The 24323-nt window shown below is 67.1% G+C and carries 23 protein-coding genes; 13 read left to right on the top strand and 10 right to left on the bottom strand.

Going from position 1 to position 24323, the window contains the following annotated elements; translation table 11 throughout:
- Window positions 1–61 precede the first annotated feature (61 nt).
- The 7 genes from LQ955_RS13760 (at window position 62) to LQ955_RS13730 (ending at window position 5777) form a co-directional block, all read left to right on the top strand.
- Window positions 62–1063 (top strand): NTP transferase domain-containing protein, encoded by a 1002-nt coding sequence (locus tag LQ955_RS13760; RefSeq protein ID WP_231025071.1) that lies wholly within the window; start codon window positions 62–64, stop codon window positions 1061–1063.
- On the top strand, window positions 1056–2489 hold the full coding sequence (locus LQ955_RS13755; RefSeq protein ID WP_231025070.1) for a molybdopterin molybdotransferase MoeA: 1434 nt from the start codon (window positions 1056–1058) through the stop codon (window positions 2487–2489). The genes LQ955_RS13760 and LQ955_RS13755 overlap by 8 nt, the downstream gene beginning before the upstream one ends.
- A gap of 133 nt (window positions 2490–2622) precedes the next feature.
- Window positions 2623–3195: an alternate-type signal peptide domain-containing protein gene (locus tag LQ955_RS13750; protein WP_231025069.1), complete on the top strand. Its 573-nt coding sequence runs from the start codon at window positions 2623–2625 to the stop codon at window positions 3193–3195.
- 19 nt (window positions 3196–3214) lie between these two features.
- Window positions 3215–3778, top strand: a complete 564-nt coding sequence (locus tag LQ955_RS13745) for a SipW-dependent-type signal peptide-containing protein (protein ID WP_231025068.1) — start codon at window positions 3215–3217, stop codon at window positions 3776–3778.
- Complete coding sequence (locus LQ955_RS13740) at window positions 3775–4704, top strand: hypothetical protein (RefSeq protein ID WP_231025067.1); 930 nt, start codon at window positions 3775–3777, stop codon at window positions 4702–4704. The genes LQ955_RS13745 and LQ955_RS13740 overlap by 4 nt, the downstream gene beginning before the upstream one ends.
- A complete protein-coding gene (locus LQ955_RS13735; RefSeq protein WP_231025066.1) occupies window positions 4701–5384 on the top strand; it encodes a signal peptidase I in 684 nt (227 codons plus the stop codon). The genes LQ955_RS13740 and LQ955_RS13735 overlap by 4 nt, the downstream gene beginning before the upstream one ends.
- A gap of 180 nt (window positions 5385–5564) precedes the next feature.
- Entirely contained in the window at window positions 5565–5777 is a 213-nt protein-coding gene (locus LQ955_RS13730) for a TOBE domain-containing protein (RefSeq protein WP_231025065.1), read from the top strand.
- A gap of 60 nt (window positions 5778–5837) precedes the next feature.
- On the opposite strand, the gene LQ955_RS13725 is transcribed toward LQ955_RS13730, so the two are convergent.
- From LQ955_RS13725 to LQ955_RS13715, 3 genes are all read right to left on the bottom strand, one after another.
- Window positions 5838–6506, bottom strand: a complete 669-nt coding sequence (locus tag LQ955_RS13725) for a histidine phosphatase family protein (protein ID WP_231025064.1) — start codon at window positions 6504–6506, stop codon at window positions 5838–5840.
- Between the two features lie 149 nt (window positions 6507–6655).
- Window positions 6656–6946 carry a hypothetical protein gene (locus LQ955_RS13720; protein ID WP_231025063.1) on the bottom strand — a complete coding sequence of 97 codons (291 nt, stop codon included), beginning with the start codon at window positions 6944–6946 and terminating at the stop codon, window positions 6656–6658.
- Window positions 6947–7002: 56 nt separating this feature from the next.
- Window positions 7003–8802, bottom strand: a complete 1800-nt coding sequence (locus LQ955_RS13715; RefSeq protein WP_231025062.1) for a RecQ family ATP-dependent DNA helicase — start codon at window positions 8800–8802, stop codon at window positions 7003–7005.
- Window positions 8803–8837: 35 nt separating this feature from the next.
- On the opposite strand from LQ955_RS13715, the gene LQ955_RS13710 reads away from it, so the two are divergent.
- Window positions 8838–9488 (top strand): DUF3800 domain-containing protein, encoded by a 651-nt coding sequence (locus tag LQ955_RS13710; protein WP_231025061.1) that lies wholly within the window; start codon window positions 8838–8840, stop codon window positions 9486–9488.
- 111 nt (window positions 9489–9599) lie between these two features.
- Here LQ955_RS13710 and LQ955_RS13705 read toward each other — a convergent pair whose 3' ends face one another.
- The 6 genes from LQ955_RS13705 to LQ955_RS13680 all read right to left on the bottom strand — a co-directional run bounded on the left by LQ955_RS13705 (window position 9600) and on the right by LQ955_RS13680 (window position 17264).
- Window positions 9600–10760, bottom strand: coding sequence for a diacylglycerol/lipid kinase family protein (locus LQ955_RS13705; RefSeq protein WP_231025060.1), 1161 nt, complete (start codon window positions 10758–10760; stop codon window positions 9600–9602).
- A gap of 3 nt (window positions 10761–10763) precedes the next feature.
- Window positions 10764–11558, bottom strand: a complete 795-nt coding sequence (locus tag LQ955_RS13700; RefSeq protein ID WP_231025059.1) for a ferritin family protein — start codon at window positions 11556–11558, stop codon at window positions 10764–10766.
- Between the two features lie 168 nt (window positions 11559–11726).
- Entirely contained in the window at window positions 11727–12449 is a 723-nt protein-coding gene (locus LQ955_RS13695; protein WP_231025058.1) for a lysophospholipid acyltransferase family protein, read from the bottom strand.
- Window positions 12449–13984 carry a lactate racemase domain-containing protein gene (locus LQ955_RS13690; RefSeq protein ID WP_231025057.1) on the bottom strand — a complete coding sequence of 512 codons (1536 nt, stop codon included), beginning with the start codon at window positions 13982–13984 and terminating at the stop codon, window positions 12449–12451. Before LQ955_RS13690 ends, LQ955_RS13695 begins: the two co-directional genes overlap by 1 nt.
- The gene (locus LQ955_RS13685) at window positions 13981–16395 is read right to left on the bottom strand and encodes an HAD-IB family hydrolase (RefSeq protein WP_313788354.1); all 2415 of its coding nucleotides are present in this window, start codon (window positions 16393–16395) and stop codon (window positions 13981–13983) included. Before LQ955_RS13685 ends, LQ955_RS13690 begins: the two co-directional genes overlap by 4 nt.
- Window positions 16392–17264 carry a hypothetical protein gene (locus LQ955_RS13680; RefSeq protein WP_231025056.1) on the bottom strand — a complete coding sequence of 291 codons (873 nt, stop codon included), beginning with the start codon at window positions 17262–17264 and terminating at the stop codon, window positions 16392–16394. The genes LQ955_RS13685 and LQ955_RS13680 overlap by 4 nt, the downstream gene beginning before the upstream one ends.
- A gap of 102 nt (window positions 17265–17366) precedes the next feature.
- Here LQ955_RS13680 and LQ955_RS13675 point away from each other — a divergent pair, with 102 nt between their 5' ends.
- The 3 genes from LQ955_RS13675 (at window position 17367) to LQ955_RS13665 (ending at window position 20660) form a co-directional block, all read left to right on the top strand.
- Window positions 17367–18137 (top strand): SDR family NAD(P)-dependent oxidoreductase, encoded by a 771-nt coding sequence (locus tag LQ955_RS13675; RefSeq protein ID WP_231025055.1) that lies wholly within the window; start codon window positions 17367–17369, stop codon window positions 18135–18137.
- Between the two features lie 91 nt (window positions 18138–18228).
- Window positions 18229–18999 (top strand): lysophospholipid acyltransferase family protein, encoded by a 771-nt coding sequence (locus LQ955_RS13670; protein WP_231025054.1) that lies wholly within the window; start codon window positions 18229–18231, stop codon window positions 18997–18999.
- A complete protein-coding gene (locus tag LQ955_RS13665; protein WP_231025053.1) occupies window positions 18996–20660 on the top strand; it encodes an FAD-binding oxidoreductase in 1665 nt (554 codons plus the stop codon). Before LQ955_RS13670 ends, LQ955_RS13665 begins: the two co-directional genes overlap by 4 nt.
- A 389-nt stretch (window positions 20661–21049) precedes the next feature.
- Here LQ955_RS13665 and LQ955_RS13660 read toward each other — a convergent pair whose 3' ends face one another.
- Window positions 21050–21802, bottom strand: coding sequence for an endonuclease/exonuclease/phosphatase family protein (locus tag LQ955_RS13660; protein ID WP_313788353.1), 753 nt, complete (start codon window positions 21800–21802; stop codon window positions 21050–21052).
- A gap of 611 nt (window positions 21803–22413) precedes the next feature.
- Between LQ955_RS13660 and LQ955_RS13655 the strand changes: the two genes are divergently transcribed.
- Together LQ955_RS13655 and LQ955_RS13650 are read left to right on the top strand one after the other, a co-directional pair.
- The gene (locus LQ955_RS13655; protein WP_231025052.1) at window positions 22414–23457 is read left to right on the top strand and encodes an NAD(P)-dependent alcohol dehydrogenase; all 1044 of its coding nucleotides are present in this window, start codon (window positions 22414–22416) and stop codon (window positions 23455–23457) included.
- A 94-nt stretch (window positions 23458–23551) separates the two neighbouring features.
- Entirely contained in the window at window positions 23552–24319 is a 768-nt protein-coding gene (locus LQ955_RS13650; protein WP_231025051.1) for a dienelactone hydrolase family protein, read from the top strand.
- Window positions 24320–24323: the final 4 nt, after the last annotated feature.

The raw sequence follows: 24323 nt of genomic DNA, 5'->3' as shown, positions 1-24323 counted from the left end.
TCAGGGTTGATTTTCGAAGGTGAGGGCCCTCGCCTCAGGCGGCCGATCTATTCTTGCTGGCATGAACTCTGCCCCCTCGAACTTCGTGGCGATCGTGCTCGCCGGGGGCCGCTCGGCGCGGCTCGGCGGTCAGCCGAAGGCGGCGCTGCGCTTCAAAGGGCAGACGCTGCTCGAGCGCACGCTCGACGCGGTGGCGGATGCCCGGCACATCGTCGTCGTCGGCGACCCCTCGGTCGTGGCGGGCGCCGCGCCCCGCGCCGCCTCCCTCGCGAGCGTCGCCGTCACCCGCGAGACGCCGCCCTTCGCCGGGCCCGCAGCGGGCATCGCGGCCGGGATCGAGGTACTGGTCGAAGCGCACCCGCTCGCACCGTTCGTCGTCGTGCTGGCCTGCGACATGCCCGGGGTGGGTGCCGCGGTGCATGCCCTGCTGGCGGCTGCCGAACGGCTCGACCCGGCGGCGCAGGGTGCGATGGCGGTCGACGAAGACGGCCGTGCGCAATATCTCACCGCCGTCTATCGCACCGAGGCGCTCTCGGCGGCCGTCGCTCTCGCCCGGGAGGCGGGTTCGCTCGCGAACCTGTCGGTGAAGCGATTGTTGTCCTCGTTGATGGCGGTCGACGTGCCTGTTCCGGCCGGTTCTACACGGGATGTCGACACGTTCGACGACGCGGCCGACTTCGGAATTGCGACCACGATGCACTCTGTGCTCGGCGCGCGCGAAAATGGAGTAATGACCGACACCCCCGCCTCCCGCTCGAGCACCGACGATCAGGCAGCCCTGCTCGCGGCGTGGGCCGCCGAGCTCGTCACGGCTCTCGGCGTCGGCGGATCATCCACCGACGTCGCTTTCGACGCACAGACCGACGTCGACACGGTGCTCGCGCTCGCGGGTGTCGCGGCCCATGCGGTGGTTCGCCCGGCTGCGCCGTTGACGACCTATCTCGTCGGGTACGCGACGGGTCTCGCTGTCGCGGCCGGGGCGGATGCGGCTTCCGCGCTGAACGACGCTACCGCCGCCGCCACGGCTCTCGCCAAACGGTGGCAGGCCGAGCACGGTGCCTGAACGTTTCGAGCGCGCCGTGCAGGTAAAGCCCGCCGTGCAGACCGAGCACGCCGAGCACGCCGGGCAGACCGAGCAGACCGAACGCGCAGAGCGCGCTGGGCAGACCGAGCAGACCGAGCAGACCGCGCAGACCGGGCAGACCGCGCAGACCGGGCAGACCGAGAAGACCGAGCGCGCAGAGCCGACCAGTCCGTCCGCACCCCACCGGTCGATCACCTGGCGCGAAGCGCGCAGCCTCGCCGCGGCCCTCGGCACGCCGCGCGGTACCGACACGGTCGCGCTGCCGGATGCCCTCGGCCGCGTTCTGGCCGACGACCTCGTGGCGCCGTACGACATTCCACACTTCGCGTCTTCTGCTATGGACGGCTGGGCGGTCAGCGGTGCTGCCCCGTGGCGCATTCTCGAGCCCCAGCCCGGACCCGATCCCGATCCCGGAACCGATCCCGATCCCGGGCCCGAATCCGCCCCCGTCGCAACGGCTCTCGCACCCGCAACCGCGTTGCCCATCGTGACCGGTGCAACGATTCCGGCGGGCGCGACGAGCGTGTTACGAAGCGAGCTCGCTCTTGTCAACGGAAACCGTCTCGACCTCGCCGCGCATGCCCGCCCCGGCGAGCCCTTCGACGGGCAGCACATTCGGCGTGCCGGGGAGGAGGCCCGAAGCGGCGAGACGATGATCGCGGCCGGCACGATTCTGAACCCGGTACACATCGCCGTGGCGGCACTCAGCTCCGTCGACGAGCTGACGGTGGTTCGTCGACCGGTCGTGCGTTTCGTCTTCACGGGTGACGAGGTCGTCGAGTGCGGCCGGCCGGCTGCGGGCCGGGTGCGCGACACTTTCGGAGTTCAGCTGCCCGGGCTGCTCACGCTGCTCGGTGCCGACGTGCGAGGCAGGCAACGGGCCCACGACACGCTCTCGAGCACGGTCGCCGCACTTGAAGCGGGCATCCGAGACGCCGACATCGTCATAACGACCGGCGGCACCGGCCATTCCAGCGTCGACTACGTTCGGGATGCCCTGCAGAACATCGGGGCGAACATCGTGTTCGACGGTATCGCCATGCGGCCGGGCGGCCCTACCATCTTCGCCCGGGCGGCGAATGGATGTTTCGTGGTCGGGTTACCCGGAAATCCGCTCGCCGCGATGGTCGGCCTCATCTGCGTGGCCGTGCCGCTCATCGCCGCGTGCGCCGGGCGCCCTGTGCCCCCGCTGCAGACCGTGCAGGTTGCACAAGCGCATGCCGGACGCGACGGAACGACCCTTGTGATTCCCTTCTCGTTCGTCGAGGGCGGGGCAGCGCCGAGCGAACGTAACGGGTCAGCGATGATGCGTGGTCTTGCCGATGCCGACGGATTGCTCGAAGTGCCCTCCGGCGGTCTGGCCGCCGGCGCCGTCGCGACATCCCTCGCTCTGCCCTGGCGCTAGCCTCGGCGCTCGTTTCCGCGACAACGTGCCGCCGCCTCGCGACACGTTGGGCGATGCACATGTACTTCTGCGAGCGGGTTGAGCATGATCATCCAAGACTTCGTCTAGAGGTCGTTACTTGGGGGGAATTCACATGAAGAAAATCGTCAAAGGGGCCATCGCGGCGGCAGCCGGAATCGCGCTGCTTCTGGGTGGGGCAGGTACCTTCGCGTACTGGAACTCGTCGCAGACCATCTCGGGTGCATCGATCGTCTCGGGCAACCTGCTCGTCACCGATCCCGGCCCTGCCGGCGTGTGGACGATCAACGGCGGCTCGACGCCGATCAGCCTGACCGGTTACCTCATCGTTCCGGGCGACGTGCTGACCTACAAGAAGACCATGGCGATCACCGCGACCGGAAACAACCTCGTCGCAACCCTCGGGCTGGGTGCGGCAGCCATCACCGCCAGCGACTCGGCCAAACCGGCCGACGTGGCCCTCGCCGCGTACCTCACCTCGACGGCCGTTCTGACCGCAACCGGAACCGGCATCACGGGCACAAGCCCGACGTACACCATCACACCCGGGTCCGCCGGAATCTCGCAGACCGTCGACGTGGTCGTCACCATCACCTTCCCGAAGTCGACGACCGCCGGGTTCGAGAACACGACGAAGGTCGGCAGCGTGAGCCTTGCCAACCTCACGGTGACACTGAGCCAGGTGTAGCTCGAACCGCGGCTCTTTCGTGGCCCGTTCCGCCCGCACCGCCGGTTCCGTACCTCGAACGTTCGCCTTCGCCGCCATCACGGCGGGGGCGATCGTCGTGGCTGCGGTGCTGGGCGCGGGCGGAACGTTCGCGCTCTGGAATTCATCGGCGAACGCCAGCGGCCCCGTCAGCGTGCAATCGGGCACCGCGGCGCTCTCGGTCAGCTCGGCGCTCGCCATGTCGACCGCGAGGCTGTACCCGGGAGGAACAGTGACGGGTGCAGTCACGCTGGCCAACACCGGCAACACGCCGTTGGCCCTGCGCGTCACCGGGCTCTCGGCGGGAACGCCCGCCACCGCCTTCAGCTCGGCCCTCACCATCGGTGTCGGGCCGGGAACCGCCGCAGCGTGCACGGCCGGCACCGTGACGCCCACCTGGACGGGCACAGCCGCTACGTGGGCCGCAGGATCGCTCGCCACCACCGTCGCAGCCGGTTCGAGCGCTCCGCTCTGCGTCTCGATCGCTCTCGCGACCAGCGCGGACAACACGGCGCAGAACCTCAGCGCCACCGTGATCGTGACCATCGACGGAACGCAGCCGTGAACCGCGCGCGCCTGGCGACACTGGGTGTTCTTGTGGTCTTTCTGGTGTTTTTCGCCTCCAGCGGCGCCTCGGCGAGCTGGACGGCGGGCCCGCAGAACCTCTCGGCCGCGTCGACAGCGGCGACTGCTACCTCCACCCTGACCGGAACCAGCGCGCTCGCCACGAGCTATAAGTTCCAGGTCGCGGCGGCCTCGCCCGTCATCGTCGCGCCGCTCACCGTGACTAACACCGGCACCGCACCCCTCGCCTACACGCTCTCGGCGGCGCTCACCGGAACGCTTCCGGCAGCGAACGTGACTCTGTCATTGTGGATGGCCGTGGGCGGCGTCTGCCAGGCAACCGTGCCGACCGGGGCCGGCGTGGCCACGACCGGAACACTGGCTGCGCTGCCCGCCCTGCCGGGCGCGGCGACCAGCGCCGTGCCCGCCGCGAGTTTCGTGCTCTGCGCCGCCACGAGCCTCGGCACGACGGTCGCAGCATCGCAGGGTCTCTCGTCGGCCGTGACGTTGACGATGACGGGCCGGGTGGGCACCCAATGGAGCGCGGCGGCACCCGGCGCGGCCTTCACCCAGAGCGTTTTCCGCACGGCGGATCCGTCGGGGCTCACCTGCACGCCGAAAACCCAGTTGATTCTCGGGTTGCTTCAGTCGTACGTGACGCTGTCGTGGACGGCGCCGACAGCGGGCACGACGGGCACGGGACTGAGCTACCAGCTCGTCCGCTCGCCGGCCGGCACGGTGATGAAGTCGAGCACGACGACCAGCGTCGACGTGATGTGGGCCGACCTCGGGGTGAGCCCCCAGGCGCTTCTGGTGAAGGCGACCGAGACGCAGTACGGCACGACGTCGCCGGGCCTGCCCATCACGCTCACCGGCAACGCGGGCATCATCGGCGTCATCCTCGAGCACGTGAACTGCCCCGCATGACGCTCGACGCATCCTCTGCCGCCGGTGACCGCAGTGCCGCTTCCACCGGTGGTACTGGTGGTGGTGCCGCTTCCACCGGTGCTTCCGCCGCTGCCGCTGCCGCCGTGCCGAAGGGCCCGCGGCACCGTTTTCTGCCGCCCGAGCGCAGCTTTCTCTACTACCTCGGCTCGGCCCTCAGTGTGGCGGTGCTCATTCTGATTCTGGCCATCGCGGTGGTCGTCATCGTGATTCCCAAGCTGAGCGGGGGCGAGGCGCTGACGGTGCTCACCCAGTCGATGGAACCGGGGCTGCCGCCGGGCACACTCATCGTCATCCGCCCCGTCGACGTCGACGACATCCGCATCGGCCAGGTCGTGACCTATCAGATCGATTCGGGCAAGCCGGCTGTGGTGAGCCACCGGGTCGTCTCCCGCACTATCGCGAGCGACGGCAGCACCACGTTCATCACGAAGGGTGACAACAACGACCTGGCCGACCCGAACCCCGTTCAGCAGGTGCAGATTCGCGGCGTGCTCTGGTACGACATTCCGTGGATCGGGTACGTCAATACCTGGATCACCGGGCCGTCGCGGGCGTTCATCGTTCCCGCCCTGGTGGTGCTCTTATTCGGCTACGCGATCTTCATGGGCATCTCCGAGCTGCGCGACCGACGCCGCAAGCGCAAGGCCGCTAGGGTGTGATGCTGAACTCTGTGCTGAGCGAGCGGCTCGGATCGTGGTGGCCTGCAAGGCCGAAGAGGAGGTCGCACTGGAAGTGCGGCCGACGATGAGAACGCTGCAGGCCGCCACGAGACGCGCCGCGTAGCCGGTGCAGAGTTCAGCATCACACCCTAGGGTCGAGGCAGCGAAAGAAGGAACCCCATGAAGCTCAGCGCACGCAACCAGCTCACCGGCACCATCGTCGAAGTGACGAAGGGTGCCACCACCTCGCACGTACGAATCGACATCGGCGGCGGCGCCATCGTCACCGCGTCGATCACGAACGAGGCCGTCGACGACCTCGGGCTCACGGTCGGGTCGGCTGCCTATGCCGTCATCAAGGCGTCCGACGTTCTGGTCGGGGTCGACGAGTAGTCTGCGTCACCCTGCCCCGGGCATCCGAATGTGTGGGTCGGCGTCTCGCCGGGCATCCGGTCAGGCCGTCGCCTCGCCCGTAGGGTCGGGTGCGGCCTGGTCTTCGAGCTGAGCGCCGCCGAGCGGTTCGCCGGCCCACTCGGTGGTGACCCAGCCCGCGTCGGGCGAGCCTTCGAGCATCACCATGCCGGTGTTCTCGAGCGGATGCTCGCGGCTGAAGTCCGCGTCGAGATTCTGCGACGTGAACGAGGCCCACGCCCTGATCGCGGCCCCGTGGCTGACGATCGCGACGGTGCTGTTGGGCTCGCCCGCGTGCTTTCGCGCGATGGATTCGATCGCGCCGTCGTATCTGCCGTAGAACTCGGCGCCGTCTTCGCCGCCCGGAATGCGGGCCGAGAAGTCGGTCCACCAGGCGAAGATCGTACCCATGTACGCGCGGATTGCATCCTCGTCATTGCGCTGCTCGAGGCTGCCGGCGTCGATCTCCTGCAGGCCGTCGACCACGACCGGCGCGAGCCCGCGTGCCGCAGCGAGAGGTGCCGCCGTGAGGTGGGTGCGCAGCATCGTCGACACGTAGATCGCGTCGATCCGCTCGCCCTCGAGTGCCCCGGGAATCGCCGCCGCCTGCGTCTCACCCAGCTCGGTGAGCGGCGGGCCCGGAACGACGGTTCCGAGTGCCCCGCGCACATTGTCGATCGTCTGGCCGTGTCGAATCAGTAATAACCGCATCCCCTCCACCCTATCGTCGCCCGCCCGGCGCCGCCCGGCGCCATTGAGAGCGACGTCTTCGGACGAGAGCGGCCGCCCCGGCGGCTCATCTCGTCCGAAAGTGTCGCTGTCGCGCGCCTGCCGCCGACCGCCGCAGCCGGCGAGACGGCTCAGGCTTCGGTGGGCTCGGGTCCGTAACCGGCGCCGCTGAGCATCCGGCGCAGGTCGACCACCATCTGCACGTCGATGTCTTTGTCGCGCGGCCGGTCGAAGATCTCGGTTTCGTCGCCCAGTGTCACGTGGAACTTGCCGTCGTGCCGCTCCTCGGCGGTGCCGAGCTCTTCGAGCAGCGAGAGCACGGCGCGCCACTCGATGTTGTGGCTCGTGGGGTGCTGAAAGATCTGCGAAAGCGTATCGAAGTGGTTGTTGCTCATGCCGACGGGCTTCTTGACGGTGGTCATCGTTGCTGCTCCTTTGTGCGTGACGGGTCGTGCACTGGCAGCGTACACGCGCACCGTCACTGCGTGGGTGGTGCCGAAGGGGTCACGCTCAGCAGATGAAAGCGCGTGGCATCTGCGATGGAGAGCACGCGGTATCCCTCTCGTTCGAAGAACACGGTGATCCGGTCGGCCTCTACCCGCATCACCACGCCGTCGCCCCAGGAGGCGTGGGTGACGTGCTCATCGACCGCGAACGACGCGCGGGCTGTCGATTCAGCGTGCTCGTAGGCGCTGCCCGAGTCGCAGGTGTCGCAGTTGCCGCACGGCTCGGGCAGATTCTCGCCGAAGTAGCCGAGCAGCACCTGGCGCCGGCACGAGCGCGTCTCGGCGTACTCCCGCATCATCGCGGCCCGCGAGTGCTCGACCCGCTGGCGTGAGGCGGCGTGCTGCGCGGTGCGGGCGACGGCCTCGTCGGCGGTGATCGTGCCGGTGCTGCCCAGGCCCGTGCTGGCCGGGCCGGTGCTGGCCGGCACGGCGGTGCCCGGCACGGCGGTGTCCAGAACGGCGGTGCCCGGCACGGCGGTGCCCGGCACGGCGGTGCCCAGAACGGCGGTGCCGGTTGCAGTGGCGGCGGTCAGACCATCCGCCGCCGCCACGACCACCCCGGCGTCTTCGAGCAGGCCGAGCAGCCGGGTGATGGCGCGCTCGTGCGTATCGAGTTCGGTGGCGAGTTCGGCCCGTGAGAGCCCCGGATGCTCGGCGATGGCCCCGAACATCCGGCGCACCTGGGCGTCGTCGGGTGCGCCGCCCTCGAAGAAGCTCGTGAGCGCGAAGTCTTCTGGCCGGTAGTGCAGGGTGACGTTCGCGGCTTCGCCGTCACGGCCCGCGCGGCCGATCTCCTGGTAGTAGCTGTCGATCGAGTCGGTGACGGCCGCGTGCACGACGAATCTCACGTCGGACTTGTCGATTCCCATTCCGAATGCGCTGGTCGCGACCACCACGTCGAGCTCGTCGGCGATGAACCGCTCGTAAACTTCTTCGCGCTCGGATGCAGGCATTCCGCCGTTGTAGCCGGCCGAGCGGATGCCCGCCTCAACCAACTCGCCCGAGTACAGCTGCGTGTCGTGGCGGGTGGGAACGTAGATGAGACCGACGCCCTCGAGCCGCTCGACCTGCTCGCGCACGGACCGCCGCTTGTCGGCGTCTGTCTCGTGCCGCACTACCGCGAGATGCAGGTTCGGCCGGTCGAAGCCGCGCGCGATCAGCCGGTGGTTCGTGAGCCCCAGCCGCTCGACGATCTCGTCGCGCACCGGAGACGCCCCGGTCGCCGTCATCGCCAAGACGGGTGGATGCCCGAGAGTCTCGATCGCGTCGCCCAACTGCAGGTAGTCCGGCCTGAAGTCGTGCCCCCACGAGGAGACGCAGTGCGCCTCGTCGACCACGAACAGCCTGACCGGCAGGGCGCGGAGCCGGTCTCGTACATCCTCATTCGCCAACTGCTCGGGAGCGAGAAAGATGAACCCCGCCCGCCCTTGCTCGATGCGCCGCCAGGCGGCCCGGGCGGCGGCCTGCCCATGGCTCGAGTTGACGGCGACGGCCGGGGGAGCATCTGCTACCGCCGTGAGCGTGCGCACCTGATCTTCTTGCAGCGCGATGAGCGGTGACACCACGATCGTCACACCGCCGAGCACCGTGCCCGTGACCTCATAGATCGACGACTTGCCGTACCCCGTCGGCATGATCGCCAGCACATCCCGCCCCTCGATGAGTGTGCGCATCGCCTCACCGAGCCCGGACCGCAGCGCGCCCCACCCGAACACCTCGCGTGCGACCCGCGCCACCTCGTGGTCGCCCTCTGCGCTCGTCGCATTGCCCACAATCTGAGGCTACTCACCTTATGCACAGGTCAGAAATGAGTGAGCAACGCTCAGATAAGGTTGATCTGCCGCGCGCACCGGTCGAGCGGCCGGACCAGGAGAGGTGCCACGACGTGACCGTTCTCTTTCTCGATGAGAGCAAGGGAAGCAGCTACTTCATCGTTGCGACGCAGGTCTCGGAGGGTCGTTGTGCAGACGCCAGAAAGGCCGTAGCACGGCTCCGAAAATCCGGGCAGCGTCGCGTTCACTTTGTGAAAGAGGGGGATTCGCGTCGTCGGCTTATTCTCTCGCAGTTCGCACAGCTGAACCTGTCGGTGACCGTCTACCGCAGCGATGAAAAAGACGAGCTGGTCGCGCGAGAGCGATGTCTAGCTGCGGTGGCGCGTTACGCAGTGCAGTCGCACGTCAGCAGAATCATTCTCGAACGCGACTACTCCATTGAAAAGTTCGACCGCCGCATTCTGTTTCACGAATTGACGAAATCGCGTTCCGCGTCGCACGCGACATATGGACACGAGACATCGGCAGACGAACCGCTTTTGTGGGTTTCCGACGCTGTCGCGTGGTGTGTAGCTCGAGGAGGCGATTGGCGCCGACGAGTCTCGCCGCTGATTACGTGCTCAGTCGATGTCGATGTCGATGTCGACGAACCTACGTCGCAACGCGGATCGGCGAGCACCCGTTAAGCGCGAAACTCGGCTCACCGACCGTCCGGAAGGCTACCGAGTTCACTTCGGTCGGCTAGAGCCAACCGCTGAATTGAGCATACGTCACGACGAGCTCTCATGCAACCGGGGTCACGGCGCGACGCTGCCGCGCACGCGCAGGGCGGCGGGCTCGATGTGGGCGTCGGCAGAGGTGACGCGGCCGAGGTGCTCGCCGTCGATCTCGAAGTCTTGGGCGGGGCCGGCAGACCACGACACGGTGGTCGCGCGCGAGTGTGTCACCGCGGCCGACACCACGGGCGCAGAGCCGTCGGCCGCTGCCCGGCCCGCGGCCCGGCGTGGAAGCGCGGGAGTGTTGGTGCGCACGAACCAGCCGAGCGCGTGGGTCCACTGCGCGAATCCGCTCGGGCGCAGTACGACCACATCGAGCAGCCCGTCGTCGATGCGCGCCCCCGGAATCATGCGGATGCCCGCCGGCAGCACCCCCGCATTGCCCACCACGATCGTGTGCGCCGGGGCGGCAGCGAGAGCGTCTCCGTCGAGCGTGTACGAGAGGTCGAAGCGGCGATTCGTCACGAACGAGCCCACAATGGCGGCGATGTACCCTGTCCAGCCGAGCGCGCTCTTGCCCCGCGCCGAGGTGTTGACCACCATCTGGGCGTCGACGCCCATACCTGCCATGACCATGAACGCGCGGCTCAGCGTTGCGCCCGACTCGAGCCGGGCATCCACTCGCCCCACGTCGACGGTGCGAACCGTGTCGCTGAACGCGGCGAGCAGGGCTTTCTTGTGGCTGCGCAACGGAAGCCCGAGAGCCCGCGCGAACAAGTTGGTGGTTCCGGCCGGCAGGATGCCCAGCGGCACCCCCACCGAGAGTTCACGAGTGTCGGGGGCAGTCACCTGCTCACCTGCTGGCAAAGCGGGGGCCGGATGCTCAACCGCACCGTCGCGCGAGACGGAAGCGCCTGCGCCCTGAAGCCGTTGCGAGCTCTGCGAAGTTCGCGACACCAGCGCCTGGGCGACCGCGCTGACGGTTCCGTCGCCCCCGACGGCGATCAGCACGCTCGGTGTCGGCACGTGCGCGAGCAGTTGTGCCGAGGCTGCCTCGCCAGGGTCGGCGACGGTGGTCTCGGCCCACAGACTGGGTGCCCAGCCGCGCTCGGCCTCCACCTTCTCGACGAGCGGACGCAGCCGGCGCAGGTCGACCTTGGTCGGGTTGTAGACGATCGCCGCAAACGGAAGACGGTCAGCACCCCGACCGCCAGCACCCCGACCGCCAGACCCCCGCTCCATCAGTTACGCCGCGATGCCGTTCGCGTCGAGCGAGTCGGCCACGATCGTGAGGCCGCCGAGGCCCGGCATCTTGGCGATGTGGGCGTCGATGGCGTTGATGGCCTTGCGCCCCTCGGGGCCGCCGAAGATGTGGCCCATCACGTGTTTGACCTCGGTCTTGTCCATGATGGTCGAGCCGACCGGGCCCCAGAACTTGCCGAGCGCGAACCGAGCGAACTTCTGTGCAACCACGCTCTTGCCGAGGCGCTCACGGGCCTGGGTGGCGTAGAACGCCACGTGCCGGGCCTCTTGCATCGCGATGCGCTTGAGCAGCTCTGCGAGCACCGGGTTTCCCTCGATCTCGGCCAGGCGCTTGTAGGCGGCAACGGCCGACCACTCGTTGGCTGCACCCCAGATCATGTGCACGCCGATGAAGTCTTTGCCGACGAGGTTCGACAGCACCGACTGCTTGACCGGGTCGATGCGGTCCTTCCAGCCGAGCTTGAGGCGCTTCGACTTGAGTTCGTCGAACTCGAGAGTGATGTCGTGCATGCGCAGCACGTCGGCCAGGGCCTCGCCGTGCCAGAACTCCTCGCGGTTCCACATGGTCATGAACCCGGTCACGTCTTGGTCGCGGTGCGAAGGCGTGACGAGCATGTCGCGCATGTAGCAGACCGTGTGGTACTCGACGTCGGCCATGTAGCGGATGACCCGCAGAGTGTCGGGCGGCAACGGATTCGTGCGAAAGTCTTCGAAGTCGAGGTCTTCCCACGCCACGTTCTTGCTCGTCTTGGTGTAGCTGTCGATATCGAAGGCCATGAGCACTGGAGGCGTGACGCAGTTCGCGTGTCGGCCTCATCCTCCCGTTTCTGTCGTTTTCTCACCCGTGCTGTCTACGGGTTAGTAACTATTCTGCTGCGTCTAGCTGGAAATTTGCGCGATATGAAAACATGTGCGATTCAAGGGCTGTCAGTTGACTCGGCGCTCTTACTTCACCCACACCGTTCGGCGTTGCACCTCATCGGGAGCGGTCGCTTTCCAGATGCGGCGCCAGCGCGCAGTGCCAGTCTCGGCGCCACCCTCATCGCTTGCACTGCCGGCCGCCACCAACGTTCCTTCGGCTTCGGCTCGCAACGCCCCGTACCAGCCGTTTTTCACTTCGGCCATTCCGAGTGTGATCGCCGTCACGATGTCGTCGTTCACTGCAGAGGGTTCGGAGCCGGCGTCGGGCCGGATTGGCCGCCCGAATACCACGTTCACCCGAGGCCGCGAGGTTTCGGGCAGGTGTCGCCACGGCGGAAGGGCCCGGTAGGTGCCTGAGAGCGCCACCGGCACGATCGGCACGCCGGTCTGGATGCCCAGCCGAGCAGCCCCGAGATTGAACGGTGTCAGCGTTCCGTCGTCGGCACGGTCGTTCTCCGGAAAGAGCAGCACGCTGACTCCGCGGTTCAGTAGCCCGGCCAGCCGCCCAGCGGAGCGCAGGCCGAGTGCGCTCTCGAAAGCTCCGCGCGCTCCGGTCTGTGGAGCAGCGCCCACCGCCACCAGCCGCGGCGCGATACGCGCGAGCACGAGAGCGAGCAGCGGAGCATCCAGTTCGCTCGGATGATTCGCTACGAAGATGAACGGACCCGGAAGCTCGCTGAGGTACTCCCGCCCGCGCACGACCGGATTCACCAGCAGCCGCACGGTCGCCCGCGACGGAACGCCCATCAGCTCACCTCGGAGATGCTCACCGGCGCGCCGTGCACGTACGTGATCGACGGCTCGAGCCCGACCGAATCCGACGCCATCTCGAGCGCATCGTTGAGCGTCGTCGCGGCCTTGAAGCCCAGGCGCCGCGTGGACTCGAGATTGCCGCCGACGAAGATGATCTCGCCGAGGTAGTCGATGGCCGGTGCCGCCGAGTACCAGGCGTGGAACGGATGCAGCGCGTGGTGCGCGTAGCTCGTCTGGTAGAGGTGCCGGTACCACGGGTCGGTCGCGAACCGCGTCTCGAACTCGGCCGAGAGTTGCGCGGGGTCGGTCGTCGCACTCAGCGCCTCGGCGAAGAAGTCGACGTAGGCCGGGTTGTACAGCGGGTGGAACCACGGCGTCAGCGGGTGGTAGAAGATCGCCGTGCCACCCGGCCGCACCACGGGGGCCGCGGTCGACCCGTTGAAGATCTGGCCGAGCCCCAGGCTCGCCGCCGTCACTGGGTTGAGCGTAGCGCCCACGCCGGTGGGATTCGGAATGCCGAAGATGGCCACATCGGCGGCCGAGTCGACCTCGCCGACCTGCTGCTGCGCCAAGAAGCTCTCGGTGAGCGGATGCACGGCGCTCGGCTTGCCGGCCAGCACCGATGTGACGCCGAACCCGACACCAGACACCTGGGTGAGGCCGACGCGCGCCCGGCTCGGCAGCACCTTCGTCGCGAGCTGGATGCCCGCCGAGAGCGCCCGGTCGGTGATGCTCCACTCGCGTTCGCGCTTGCTGAGAAACGCCGTGGCGGGCCCGGTGGGCTCGGGGGTGAGCGTCACGTCGATGGTGAACACGGTCGCGGTCTCGCCGATCGTGTCGACGAGCGATTCGTAGGATGCCGCTGCTTCTGGCCCGGCGAGTGGCGAGTTGAGCGCCCGAGCCGTGCGGGCACTGGCGAGCTTGGTGGCGACGGCAGGCGCCCCCTCGTTCGCCACGGCGGTGGCGAGGCGCACCGAGATGACCAGATCGCTCGACACGACGCGGGCGTTGATCTCGATCGGCGTTCCGTCGGCGGCCGTGCCGACGGTGACCACATTGCCGTCTTCGGCGTCGTGGCTGTGCAGTTGCTCGGGAAAGAACGAGGCGAAGACCCGCTCGCCGAGCACCTTCTGCAGGTCGTACGGCGTGAGCCGGCGGCGCAGGCCCGTGGCGGCGATCAGTTCGACATCGTCGACCCCGGCGGCGGCGGCCAGCTCGAGTACTCGTTCGATGACGCGCGCTCGAACGTCCGGAGCCGTTCGAGAGGTGATGGGCTGCGAGAGGTCGTCGAACACGATCGTCACGCGCGACCCGCGCTTCAGCAGCGCGGAGAGTGGTTCACTCTCGACCGGGTCGGCGAGTGCTTCGCTGATCTCGGCGTCGAGCTGCTGGATGCCCGGCAGCGCCTCGGGCGGGTAGAGCACACTCGACCCGCTCGGCAGCCGCTGCAGCAGCACTTTTTCGCCCTGGAATACGACGAGGGGCGGGGTCTGGGCGTCGACGCTCAGAACGAAGCCTGGTCTGCTCATGCGTGGGTCTCTTTCGGGCTGTCGGTGGCCGGTTCGGCGGCGAGGTCGGTGGGGGCGGCGAGTGCCGCGGTGAGGGTCGGCGACGGCGCTCCGTCGGCCCCGGTGTGCGCCGGGGCGTGCGTGATGCTCGCCATGTCACCGCGCACGAGCTCGTCGATGGTGTTGAGCCGCGAACGGGCCTGGTCGTTCCACTGGTGGATGCGCCAGTGCTTGACCGTGGCGTGCTGGTAGAGCGCGGCATCGGGATTCACGGCTTGCGGGTGACCGACGAGTTCGAGCCAGGCGCGGTCGGCGTGCGAGTCTCCGTACGCGTACGACTTGGCGAGGTCGATGCCCTCGCGTTCGGCATACAGGCGCAGCCAGGCCGCGCGCGCCTCGTCGACGAGCGGCGGCTTGGAGAGGTAACCCGTCCATATGCCGTCTTTGGCATGCATCGAACTGGCGACCACCTCGTCGAAGAGGGAGGCGAACGGCTCGGTGAACACATCGACGGCACCGGTGACGAGAATCGTGCGATGACCGGCCTCGCGATGCTTGCGAATCTGGCGCACAGCTTCGGGGCGGATGCGCTGCAGCAGCACATCGCCGATGGAATCGTGGATCAGCGAGCGCAACGCAGCTTCGTCGACCCCTTCATACCGTCTGAGGAATGTACGGAGGAACTCGCCGCGATCGCGCCGATCGGCAGCGATGTAGCGCGGCAGCGAACTGAACAGGTTGGTGAGCTCGCGCGGCCATTTCGAACGGTCGAGGCTCGCCAATCGCACCCAGAGGTACTGCTCGATGATGTTGGTCGCGAGAACCGTGCCTTCGAGGTCGAAGAATGCCGCCGCGTTCTCGGTGTGCGGCAGCGGCTTCTCCTTCTGCACCTTCGCTCGCGGCCGGGAGCTGAACGTGCGCATGAGCGTCGTGATCGCCGGAAAGTGCACCTGCTGCAGGTAGTGGTCCCAGTCGATGTCGGTGGCGTCGAAGCCGAACTTCTCGAGCTGCGCCTCGGGCAGCGTGTCGTTCAGCTCCGCCGTCTTGCTGTCGTCGTAGATGATCTCGGTCTGGGTGTAGTTCTGGTACAGGTCGGAATAGGCCCGCAGCAGTTCGAGGTCGGTCTGCCGCGACGAGACCTGGCGTTGCCAGTTACGCGTGACGCTGCTCGACGGCAGGCGCAGCAGGGCGCGCTGCGCGTACTTGTTGGTGCGCTCGCCGAATTTCAGGCTGCGAGCGATGGCGCGGGCACCCGGGAACGCCCAGAGTGGCGCGCGGATGTGGCCCCGCTGGTCATCCGGAATCGGATTCGCCCGAAAGTACGTGAGCACGTTCTCGTAGATGTCGCGGAAGGTGAGCGGATTGCGGCCGCCCGAACTCAGGTGAAAGTACTTGGGTTCGTCGCGCGGCGCCGGGTTCGCGGCCACGGCGAGGGTGGCGTTGACCACGATGTCGACGGGAATGATGTCGAGCACGCTGTCGGGCAGGCCCGGAAACTCGGGCAGCAGCCCGCGACCGTAGGCGATGATCAGCGGGTCGGCGACCTTGAAGCCGTCGATCCAGCCCGGGTACGGGTGACGCAGTGCGCTCTCGATGATGGCGGGGCGCACCACCGAGAGGCGGTGACCGTTGCCGAACCAGAGCTCTTCGGCGACACGTTCGCTCATCGACTTGGTGAGCGCGTAGACGTCGGCCCAGCCCAGGCTCTGCGCACGCACGCGGCCGTAGTCGACAAGGCGCGCCGTCACCCAGGCGATGCGGCCTTCTTCTGCCGCAGCGGCAACGGCTTGCGGGCCGACCTTGCCCGATACCGTGCGGGCCTCGGCGATGAGCTTGCGCAGGGTTTCGGGGCGGCGCGACGCCGCCTCGACCTCCGTACGAGCGGCGAGTGCGGCGGCCATTTCTGCGCGCCAGTCGACCGTGTGCTTCAGCGACGCCTCAACCGTGGTGCCCTTGCGGATTCCGCCGACGTATGCCGTCGAGACGTGCACCACGTGCGGGTCGGATCCGGTGCGCAGCAGTGCCTCGTAGAGGCCGACTGCTCCGCCGACGTTGGTCTTGAACGCCTCGTCGATGGGCGGGTCGAACGACACCGTCGAGGCGCTGTGGATCAGCACGTCGAGATCCGACGGCAGTGAGGCCACATCGCCCATCGTCGATTCGACCACGGTGATGCGCTCGACGGCCGCACGGTCGACCTCGTCTTGGCCGACACGCTCGCGCCACTTCGAGAACACCGGCTTGCGCAGCAGACTCTTCAGCCGGGCCTGGCCGGTGAGCGAGCCCTTCGGCCGGATGAGCAACGTCACCCGGGTGGTCGGGTAGTCGGCGAGCAGCTTCTCGAGAATGGCCTGCCCGACGAAGCCCGTGGCTCCGGTGAGCATGATGTGCTGGCCCTCGAGGGGCCTGAACGCGGGAGTGCGCGGGCTCACGCGGTAGCCCTCGTGCCGGCGGAGTTGCCGAGACCCTTCACACCGAAACGTCGAGCCGCTTTGCTCATCACAGCCAGCCCGCGCTGCCCCGGCAGGGTGTCGATGACCCGGTCGATGGCCGCGATGTCAGCGCGCCCGTCGGCGTCGCCGAACAGATAGGTCATCATGAATCGGGTCTCCTGGGTTGCTTGTTCGTTCGTGCCGGTCGGAGCCCACGAACGCTTCAACGATGAGTGGGTGAGCTTTCGAGCCGAAGTCGATTCTTCCAGTCGGCGCAGAGTTTCGCCTTCGAAAAACTGCAAATGACGGTTGCGCAGCTGCTGAAAGGCCGTCAGAACGTCTTTCAGTGCCGTGTTCGGGTCTCTTCGCACGATCTCGCTGTAGGTCGCGCGGCTGACGAGTTCATCGATGAAACCCCGCGTGACGTGAATCGAGATGAAGTCTTCGCCGATCAGGTTCGCTCGAATGGCCGTGAAGATGGGTGACACGCGGTCGACGAATTCGCGCCCGAACCGCACGATTCTCAGGCGCGCGCGGTTCTTGACGGGCACAAAAGTGCTGTGCGCCGCCAGAATGCGGTCGAAAGCGTCGGCGATCCAGTACTTCTCGAAGGCCCAGGTCGCCAGAAAAGCGGTGAGCCGGGCATCCTTGTGCGACGGAGTGACCAGCACATCGCGCATGTGGTGCATGGTGAAGCGCTCGAGGTCGCGCAGGTACGCGATCGCCCGCAACGTTTTCGCGGCGAGTGGATGCTCGGCGAAGGCCTCGAGCGGAAGGGAGTCTGCGTGGCTGCCGGCCGCCGTGCGCGTGTAGGCGCGAATGTCGAAGTCGCCGATCAGCTCTCGTTCGGCCTTGTGCGGATCGGTCATCGGGTGCCTCCAGGGCGAGTGGGAAGAGGTGAGACGTGTGGTGCGGCAGGATTTCTCCAGTTGCACAGTAGTCGTTCGCTGCGGTGACGTATCTTGGTTGCCATGGTTACGGCTTTAGTCACAGGTGGCACATCGGGTATCGGTGCCGCGTTCGCACGCGCCTTCGCAGAGCGAGGTGACAACCTCGTTCTCGTGGCGCGCGACGAGGGCCGGCTGGCCGAGACGGCGGCGCAACTGCGCCACGCCTTCGGGGTCGAAGTCGAGACGGTTTCGGCCGACATGGAGAATCGTGACGACGTGCTGCGGGTCGCCGCGCTGCTCGAACGTGCTGAGAACCCGATCGGCATTCTGGTCAACAACGCGGGTTTCGGCATCCATACGTCGCTTCTGGCCGAAGACACCACTCCGCACGAGCGGGCGCTCAACGTCATGGGTCGCGCGGTGCTGCTGCTGGGGGCAGCGGCGGGGCGCGCCATGCGTTCACGCGGCACGGGCACCATCATCAACATCTCGAGTGTGGCGGGAAACATCACGATGGGCAGCTACTCGGCCATCAAAGCGTGGGTGACCTCGTATACCGAGGGCCTCGCCGTCGAGTTGAAAGGAAGCGGCGTGCAAGTCACGGCGCTGCAGCCGGGCTGGGTGCACACCGAGTTCCATGAACGTGCAGGCATACGAGAGTCGTCGATTCCGAAATTTCTCTGGATCGACGTCGACGAGCTCGTCGCCGACTGCCTGGCCGATGTGGCGAAGGGCAAAGTCATCTCGATCCCTTCTGCACGATTCAAATTCTTGACGTTCTTCACTCGGCACCTGCCGCGCAGCACCATCCGGTCGATCTCGGGGCGCATCTCGTCAAGCAGGGCTCACTGACACAAATTGTACCGGTCGTAGCGTGGAGCGCATTTCTGCGCGCGACCTGAGCGCGTTTCGGTTCCCCGCGCCTATTGAGTACGCTGGGCAGGTGGAGTTCGGCAACCGTTATACGTCCAAGGCCCAAGCGGGTGCTCGGTTCGTGGCGCAGCGCCTGCTGCTGAAACCGACCATCTGGTCGTTGGTGCAGGTCAACATCACCGGGCGCGAGAAGGTCAAAGACGTGCACGGCGCCTACATCGTGGTCGCGAACCACTCCAGCCACCTCGACGCGCCGCTCATTCTGGGCTCGATGCCCAGCAGGCTTTCGCGCTACCTGGCCGCCGCGGCCGCCGCGGACTACTTCTTCGACGTCTGGTGGCGCAAAGGCCTCACCGCCCTCTTCTTCAACGCCTTTCCGGTCGATCGCAGCGCCAACGCGAAGTCCAACGGGTTCACGGGCAAGCTCCTCAGCCGTGGCGTTCCGCTGCTGGTCTTTCCCGAAGGAACCCGGTCGAAAGACGGCACGATCGCTCCCTTCAAGGCGGGCGCCGCTGCGCTCTGCATGAAGGCGGGCATCCCGTGCATCCCGATGGCACTCGTCGGTGCGACCGAAGCCATGCCGCGCGGCCGCAACTGGCCCGTGCCCGGTCGTCCGCCCGTGTACGTGGCCTTCGGCGACCCGCTCGTCGCGGGCGAGGGTGAGACCGTCGAACAGTTCAACAAGCGCATCGAGAAGACGGTGCGCGAGCTGCACGCCGGCCAGAAGGCGCTTCAAGCTGCCAATGCCGGCACCAATGTGCACGATCATCCGAGTGTGGCGCAGTCAGACGGCGCCGAGAACGACAACAGCAACGACAACCCGAAGCAAGGAGCCGCATGACCGACGTCAAGCACATGAAATGGTGGGGCTGGGGCGTCGAAGGTGTGGGTTTTCACCACGAAGACAAGCCCGGGTTCGCGCCGTTCGTCGTGAATGCCGTCGGAATCGACGTGTGGAAAGAGCCGGTTCCGCCGATTTCGTTCGACGAGCTCGAGGTTCCTGCCAGCCAGGCTCCTGACGAGCTGTTCGATGCGCTGACGCTCATCGTCGGGCCCGAATACGCCACGAAAGACGACGAAGAGCGCGTCGTGCACACGTACGGAAAGAGCATCCGCGACCTGATTCGCCTGCGCGCCAGCGTGCTGCCGCGCATCCCCGACGTGGTGGTCTACCCGGCAGACGAGAGCGCGACGCAGCGCATCGTCGACCTCGCTGTGGCCAGCGACGCGGTCATCATTCCGTTCGGCGGGGGCAGCAACATCGTCGGTTCGCTCGAGCCGATCGCCACCGAGACGCGCCCCGTCATCTCGCTCGACATGGGCCGCATGTCGCGCGTGCTCGACATCGACGAGTACTCGGGTCTTGCGGTGATTCAGGCCGGCGTGCTCGGCCCCGACATGGAAGAGCAGCTGAACGCACGCGGCTGGACCATGGGGCACCAGCCAGACAGCTTCACCTACTCCACGCTCGGCGGGTGGATCGCCACCCGCTCGTCGGGTATGCAGAGCGACAAGTACGGCGACATCGCCGAGATCACCAAGGGCCTGCGCGTGGTTCAGCCGGGCAAGCTGCTCGTCGTTCGGCCGATTCCGTCGTCGGCCACCGGGCCGAGCGTGCGCGAGGCCATTCTCGGCAGCGAGGGCCGCCTCGGCGTCATCACCGAGGCCACGGTTCAGGTGCACAAGCTGCCCGCCAAGCGCGAGGTCATCGGGTATTTGTTCCGCGACTGGGACGCGGGGCTCGCCGCGATGCACGACATCAACAAGAGCGACGCCGCCCCGTCGATCACCAGGGTGTCGGATGCCCGTGAGACCGCCTTCTCGTTCTCCACCTCGAAGGCATCGCACGGCATCAGCGGCCAGGTGCAGAAGGCGCTGTTCGCGTTTCTGCAGCGTCGCGGCTGGAACCTCGACGAGGTCTGCCTCTCGTTCATCGGCTACGAGGGCACGGCAGCGAACGTTGCCCACCAGAAGTCGGTCGTCGGCGACGTCATGAAGAAGCACGGCGCCATTACCCTGGGCAAGGGCCCGGGCGCGCTGTACGACCAGAAGAAGTTCGACACGCCGTACCTCCGCGACTTCCTGCTCGACCGCGGTGCCGCGGCAGACGTGTCAGAGACAGCTGCGCCCTGGTCGAAGCTCAAGCCGCTGTACGACAACGTGTTCGCCGCCGCCAACAAGGCCTACGGCGAGATCGGTGTCGACGGCTGGATCATGTGCCACCTCTCGCACTCGATGCACTCGGGCGCGTGCCTCTACTTCACGTTCGCGTTCACGCACGATGGCGTCGATCCGTTGGCGCAGTACGACGTGGTGAAGTCGGCCATCCAGCAGGCCTTCATCGACTCGGGCGCGACGCTCTCGCACCACCACAGCGTGGGAGTCGAGCACTCGCAGTGGACCGAGCAAGACATCTCCCCGGCCGGCGCCGACCTGGTGCGGGGCATGTTCACGGCGGTCGACCCCGGCAACAACCTGAACCCGGGTAAAATACTGCGCTGATTCGTTGATGCGCCGCCCTGTGCTGGTTGGTTTGCCGCCGCCTCTGCGGCAAACGGTGCGACTGGTTCGGGGTGGTTGGTGTGTTGGCCGCTACCGACGCGGAACGCGACGAGCGCGGTCGCCGCGTTCCGCCGACCTCGTTTGGCCTGTCCTTGGATTTCAAGATCGACTTTGCGAAAAAGCACCTACCCGAAGGGGTTTAGGTGCTTTTTCGCAAAATGGATGTGGGCGGGTGCCGACACGTGAGCCCAGAATCGGCGGCGACCCGAACGAGGTCGGCGTGACGCGGCGACCGCGCTCGTCGCGTCACGCGTTGGTAGCGGCCAACACTCGAGCCACCCGATACCAGTCGCACCGTTCGCCGCAGAGGCGGCGGCGAACCAATGTATTCAGTCGACTTCGTCGAAGAGGGGGCCCGTGTGGGTGGCGGGCTCGGGGGGATTCTGGAGGGCTGCGCGCTTCAGAATCTCGGCGGTCACCATGATGGGGCGGTGGTCGCTGAGGCCCTGGGGGAGGGTCTCTACGAGCTGGATGTCGAGGCCCTTCGAGGTGAGAAAGTCGAAGTGGTACGCGATCGACTTGGTATAGAAGTACGTGGGGCCGTCGCTCAACGACAGCGAGTACCCGGCCGACTCGACCTGTCGGATCAGCTTGTTACGCAGCACCGGGTAGTTGAAGTCACCGGCCATGAGCGTCGGCGCGTCGGTGTTCAGCGCGTCGAGATGCGTGAGCGCAGACTTGATCTGGCGGCGACGCAGCATGTTCGTGGCCGACAGGGGCGACGCGTGAAAAGAGGCGAGCTGAACGTCTTGACCCGTCTCGGTGTCGACCAGGTGCGTGGTCAACAGGCGCTCGATTCCGGGCAGCAGCATGCGGTCGTGCATCGCTTTACGCAGCGCAAACGCGTGCGAGTCGAGCGCGGTGAAGCGCTCGGGGCGGTAGTAGATCGCCAGGCCGAGCTCGCTCTTGTACGTGGCGCTGGCCAGCTTGAGATCGCCGATCTCGGTGGGCATGCGCACGCCGTCACCTTCTTGCAGGGTCAGCGCGTCGACGGGGTATCGCTCGATCAACCGCGCCAGCTCGGCGGTCGCCGAATGCCTGCGCAGGTTGTAGCTCATGATCTTCAGTTCGAAACCGCCCAACGGTCGTGCCCCAGCCTGTACTCATTTCAGTCTAACGAGCTTCACTGGGGGTGCGGTGCCAGCAGGATGCCCGGGCACATTCTTCATTCGGAGTTAACGCGCTCACCGGTTTGCTCTTGGAACACAGGTGAGATATGCTCAGTACACTTCGTTGAGAATGAGGTGCTGCAGGGCATTCGGGTGCTCCAGCTTCTCTCAGGCTCGGTGGGCTCGGGTCCCAATTGCCCCTGGCCACGGGTTCTGCTCGGCGGGTGAACACGGGCGGCCTCGGTGCCCGCAGCGGCAGGCAGGGTTCAGCTGCGGAGCCGGGGCCGCCCGCTATCGTGCAGCGTGGGTGCGGTGCCCCGTGCAGCGCCGTGCCGTGTCGTGCCGTGCGGCGCCGTGCCGTGTCGTGCCGTGCGGCGCCGTGCCTGCCCTCGTGCGCTACGCGGCCGACGCCGAGAACGTGGGCTTCGACTTCGAGGCACGATCAGTTTCGCTGGTTCGCCGGTGGGTGGGCGGTCAACTCCGACCTCGGCAGGGTCTATCAGTACCCCCGACGCGGCGCCCGAGCCGGCTTCGGGATGAAAGACTGGATTCACCGCCACCCGACTTTCTTCCCGAGGAGACCTGTGTCTACCGTCGCCGCTTATGCCGCTGTTTCTGCCACCGAACCGCTCGTCAAGACCACCATCGAGCGACGCCCTGTCGGCCCGAACGACGTGCTCATCGAGATCGCCTACGCAGGCATCTGTCACTCCGACATTCACACCGTGCGGGGTGAATGGGGCGACATGGTCTACCCGCTCACCGTCGGGCACGAGATCGTGGGCACCGTTACTGAGGTCGGAAGCGCCGTGACCCTGCACGCCGTGGGCGACCGTGTCGGCGTCGGCTGCATGGTCAACTCGTGCCGTGAGTGCGAGAACTGCCTCGCCGGTGCCGAGAACTACTGCCTCAACGGCAACACGGGAACCTACGCTTCGGTCGACCGCGACGGCAGCATCACCCAGGGCGGGTACTCGACCCACATCGTGGTCGTCGAAGACTTCGTGCTGAAGGTGCCGCAGAGCATCCCGTATGAGGCCGCTGCGCCGCTGCTCTGCGCTGGTATCACCACGTATTCGCCGCTCGCGCACTGGAACGCTGGGCCCGGCAAGCGCGTCGCCGTTGTCGGCATGGGCGGCCTCGGGCACATGGCCGTGAAGATCGCCCATGCGATGGGGGCCGAGGTGACGGTTCTCTCGCAGTCGCTGAGCAAAAAAGACGACGGGCTGCGCCTCGGCGCCGACCACTACTACGCCACGAGCGACCCGGCGACCCTCAAAGACCTGCGTAACAGCTTCGATCTGATCATCAACACGGTGAGCGCGGTCATCGACATCAACGCCTACCTCGGATTGCTGAGACTGGATGGCACGCTGGTCAGCGTCGGCGCGCCGCCCGAGGCGCTGCCGGTCGCCGTCTTTCGCCTGTTCGGCAACCGCCGTTCGTTCGCCGGGTCGAGCATCGGCAGCATCGCGGAGACACAGCAGATGCTCGACTTCTGCGCCGAGCACGGCATCGCGCCCGAGGTCGAAATCATCTCGGCCGATCAGATCAACGAGGCCTACGAACGTGTGCTCGCCTCGGATGTGCGCTACCGCTTCGTGATCGACATCGCGACGCTGGCCTGAGGCGCTTCGCTGCTGGGCTTGCTCGGGTCGACTCGTTCAGGCAACGCTTCTCTCGGCGCGACCGCCTAGGATTTCACCAACCGAGGGAGCACCCATGAGCGCCGAACGAGCATCCACCCCCCACCGCGGCGTGACCGTCACCGATGTCGACCTGAGTGGCGCAGATCTGCCGGGCATGAGCCCGGGGCTCTATGGTGTGCTGGCTGTGCCGGCGGGCGAAGGCCCCTGGCCGGCGGTCGTCATGGTGTTCGAGGCGTTCGGCATGACCGACGTGATGCGCAGGCAGGTCGACAGGATGGCCGCGGCCGGCTTTCTCGTTCTGATGCCCGACCTCTTCGTCGACGGCGGAGTGCGGCACTGCATTCGTGCCACATTCGCCGCGATCACCAGCGGCGAGGGCCGCGCGTGGGTCGACGTCGAGGCGGCGCGGGCGTATCTCGCCGCGCGCGAAGACTGCACCGGAAAGATCGGCATCCTCGGCTTCTGCATGGGCGGTGCGTTCGCCCTCGTCGCGGCTTCGGGCCGCGGATTCGACGCCGCCAGCGTCAACTACGGGCCGCCGCCGCGCGATCTCGCGAAGGTGCTCACCGACCCGTGCCCGATCGTCGCCAGCTACGGCGCTCGTGACTTCACGCAGCAGGGAGCGGCGGCGAAGCTGGCTGCCGAACTGTCACGTCAGGGTGTGCCGCACAACGTCAAACAGTACGCAAAGGCGGGCCACTCGTTTCTGAACGATGCGCCGACGGGCCCCGCGGCCATGCGTCCGCTCACCGCCGTGATTCTCGGAGCCGGCCCCAACCCCGAGGCGGCCGCTGACGCCTGGCAGCGCATCGACGCCTTCTTCGCCGAGCACCTGAGTTGACGGT

Source organism: Subtercola endophyticus (assembly GCF_021044565.1).
Classification (GTDB): domain Bacteria; phylum Actinomycetota; class Actinomycetes; order Actinomycetales; family Microbacteriaceae; genus Subtercola; species Subtercola endophyticus.
Note: the sequence above shows the minus strand (reverse complement) of the source record. Positions and strands in the feature narration are given on the sequence as shown.

What these genes read in the sequence shown, in the direction of transcription:
- LQ955_RS13760 (WP_231025071.1), top strand. Translation starts at nt 62, where the DNA reads ATGAACTCTGCCCCCTCGAACTTCGTGGCGATCGTGCTCGCCGGGGGC.
- LQ955_RS13750 (WP_231025069.1), top strand. Translation starts at nt 2,623, where the DNA reads ATGAAGAAAATCGTCAAAGGGGCCATCGCGGCGGCAGCCGGAATCGCG.
- LQ955_RS13735 (WP_231025066.1), top strand. Translation starts at nt 4,701, where the DNA reads ATGACGCTCGACGCATCCTCTGCCGCCGGTGACCGCAGTGCCGCTTCC.
- LQ955_RS13730 (WP_231025065.1), top strand. Translation starts at nt 5,565, where the DNA reads ATGAAGCTCAGCGCACGCAACCAGCTCACCGGCACCATCGTCGAAGTG.
- LQ955_RS13725 (WP_231025064.1), bottom strand. Translation starts at nt 6,506, where the DNA reads ATGCGGTTATTACTGATTCGACACGGCCAGACGATCGACAATGTGCGC.
- LQ955_RS13720 (WP_231025063.1), bottom strand. Translation starts at nt 6,946, where the DNA reads ATGACCACCGTCAAGAAGCCCGTCGGCATGAGCAACAACCACTTCGAT.
- LQ955_RS13710 (WP_231025061.1), top strand. Translation starts at nt 8,838, where the DNA reads ATGAGTGAGCAACGCTCAGATAAGGTTGATCTGCCGCGCGCACCGGTC.
- LQ955_RS13705 (WP_231025060.1), bottom strand. Translation starts at nt 10,760, where the DNA reads ATGGAGCGGGGGTCTGGCGGTCGGGGTGCTGGCGGTCGGGGTGCTGAC.
- LQ955_RS13700 (WP_231025059.1), bottom strand. Translation starts at nt 11,558, where the DNA reads ATGGCCTTCGATATCGACAGCTACACCAAGACGAGCAAGAACGTGGCG.
- LQ955_RS13695 (WP_231025058.1), bottom strand. Translation starts at nt 12,449, where the DNA reads ATGGGCGTTCCGTCGCGGGCGACCGTGCGGCTGCTGGTGAATCCGGTC.
- LQ955_RS13690 (WP_231025057.1), bottom strand. Translation starts at nt 13,984, where the DNA reads ATGAGCAGACCAGGCTTCGTTCTGAGCGTCGACGCCCAGACCCCGCCC.
- LQ955_RS13680 (WP_231025056.1), bottom strand. Translation starts at nt 17,264, where the DNA reads ATGACCGATCCGCACAAGGCCGAACGAGAGCTGATCGGCGACTTCGAC.
- LQ955_RS13675 (WP_231025055.1), top strand. Translation starts at nt 17,367, where the DNA reads ATGGTTACGGCTTTAGTCACAGGTGGCACATCGGGTATCGGTGCCGCG.
- LQ955_RS13665 (WP_231025053.1), top strand. Translation starts at nt 18,996, where the DNA reads ATGACCGACGTCAAGCACATGAAATGGTGGGGCTGGGGCGTCGAAGGT.
- LQ955_RS13650 (WP_231025051.1), top strand. Translation starts at nt 23,552, where the DNA reads ATGAGCGCCGAACGAGCATCCACCCCCCACCGCGGCGTGACCGTCACC.